This is a genomic window from Streptomyces sp. NPDC053431, assembly GCF_044544925.1.
Lineage (GTDB): Bacteria > Actinomycetota > Actinomycetes > Streptomycetales > Streptomycetaceae > Streptomyces.
The window spans coordinates 1-2,155 of record NZ_JBITXX010000070.1; the positions used below are offsets into that span (position 1 = coordinate 1).

Here is a 2,155-nt window from a genome sequence, read left to right on the forward strand (position 1 = left end):
AGCAGCCTCGGCTACCGCAGTCCCGCCGAATACGAGGCCGTCCTCGCGGCCTGACCACCACACCGATGGTGTCCGCCAAAGCGGAACAAGCTCACCGATCACGGGATGCGCATAGGCAGGCGCGGTGCCCGGGCTGATCCCGAAGCCGGCCGCGAGTTGTCGCGGTGTCGTTCTTCCGCGGGTACACCAGTGCCACCACAGCGGTGCTCCGACAGTGACAGCCGGCACCGCCGGTCACCCTCGCGAGTCAGCATCGTCACCCCCTCCACCAGGACACCCGGACGTCGAATACGGCACGACAAGGCAACCACCAGGCCCCCGAGTCGAAGAGCTGCGGTCGTCAGACATCCCGCTCAACAACTCCAGGGCCTCGCCATCACACCAACGACACCCTGGCATGAATTCTCACCCGCGCTACCGGGCCAGACCCACGCCCAGACCGCGGCCCGACAACACCCGATCATCACCACCTACATGCACCTCGCCATCCCCGTCCTAGTACTCCAGCCGGACTTTGGTGTTATGCCTGGTCAACGGCTTGGGAATGGGGAGTGTAGCGGGATGTGGCCGGGTGCTGGGCGGGTTCGCCTGGCCTGTCCCGCGAACGAGTGCCCCCGCCGCGTGTAGTGAAAGTGTCGGGCCCGGGCCTGGTGTCGGCGACGCCACCGTGACCAGTTCACCGCGTGGTCGCTCTGTTGAGAAGGACGTCGGTGCCGAGCTGCCAGCAGACGGCGGATCTCGGCCGGGGTGAGGTCCACGAGCTCGGGCGTGTTGTGGCCAGCTCCCCCTTTTCTCGTTCCTGGGCGGCGACGATGGCCAGGAAGGCGTGGGCGAGCATGGCCAGCGTGATGTGCCGATACCAGCCGACGTAACGGCGGACCTCGTACTGATCCAGACCGCATTCGTTCTTCGCGCTCTGGAAGCACTCCTCGATCTTCCAACGGAATCCTGCGATCCGCGCGAGGTCGGCAACCGTGGCGTGCAAGGGTGCGGAGGCGAGGAAGTACGCAATCTCGTCGGGCTTGGTGATGCTACGACGGGCGAGCATCCAGCGTTGCCGGGTGGGCTCGTCGCCGTCGAATTCCCAAACCGCAGGCAGGCGGGCGGCGGCCCAGTCGTAGAGCCGCGTTCCTTTGGCTCCGTCACCGCAGGACAGACGTTGCCATGCCTCGGCGGGGGCCTGGCCGATGAGGTGGTCGATGCGGGGTCCGTGGACCTGCTGGGACTTCGGGACGGCCATGACGTAGGACAGGCCCGAGTCTTCGAGGAAGCGGCGGAAGCGGGAGTCCTGTCCGTAGGCGGCATCCGCGGTGACCCAGGCGATGGGCAGTGGGGAGGCCTGGGCTCGCAGGACCATGGTGCGGGCGAGGTCGTTCTTGGTCGCGAAGTCGCGTTGTTCGGGGACGCGGGCTGCTCGGCAGCGTTCGGCGTCGTCGGTCCAGGACTTGGGCAGGTAGAGCTCGCGGTCGATCAGGGCGTGCCCGCGGGTGGTGGCGTAGGCGGCGAAGACGCCGATCTGGCAGTTCTCGGTGCGGCCGGCGGTGCCGGAGTACTGCCGTTGCACCCCGGCCGAGGTGCAGCCCTTCTTGACGAACCCGGTGTCGTCGATGATCAGAACACCGTCGTCGGCACCAAGGTGCTCGGCGACGTATTCCTGCAGGTCGTCGCGGATCTCGTCGGCCTCCCAGCGACTCTTCGCCAGCAGGTGCTGCAGCCCGTCGGGGGTGGAATGCCCCGCGAACTCGGCCAGTTGCCAGGAGTTCTTCCTGCCCACGGGGCCGAGGAGGCCGCGGATGTAGTCCCGCGTCCGCCGTCTCGGCTCGACGCGGCCGAAGCGGTGGCCGATCTGCAGGAAGAGTTCTTCCAGTCCCTGTTCCCACTCGGTGGCGGGTACGTCATCGATCACACGGAGTGGCTGTCCGGACCGCTGCCACTACACGCGGCGGGGTCACTCGTTCGCGGGACAGGCCAGGCGAACCCGCCCGGCACCCGGCCACATCCCGCTACACTCCCCATTCCCAAGCCGTTGACCAGGCATAACACCAAAGTCCGGCTGGAGTACTAGTACTGCAACGGTCTTTGTGGTGATGGTTTGTTGGCTTCTGGCGGTGTGTGACCGCGTCGTTGGTAGTGGCTGATGCGGGCTTGGTGTTGT

At 66.8% G+C, this 2,155-nt stretch carries 1 protein-coding gene; it reads right to left on the minus strand.

What is annotated here, in order from left to right; genetic code table 11:
- Nucleotides 1–676: 676 nt before the first annotated feature.
- A complete protein-coding gene (locus ACIGXE_RS37660) occupies nt 677–1,906 on the minus strand; it encodes an IS701 family transposase (protein ID WP_399754672.1) in 1,230 nt (409 codons plus the stop codon).
- Nucleotides 1,907–2,155 lie beyond the last annotated feature (249 nt).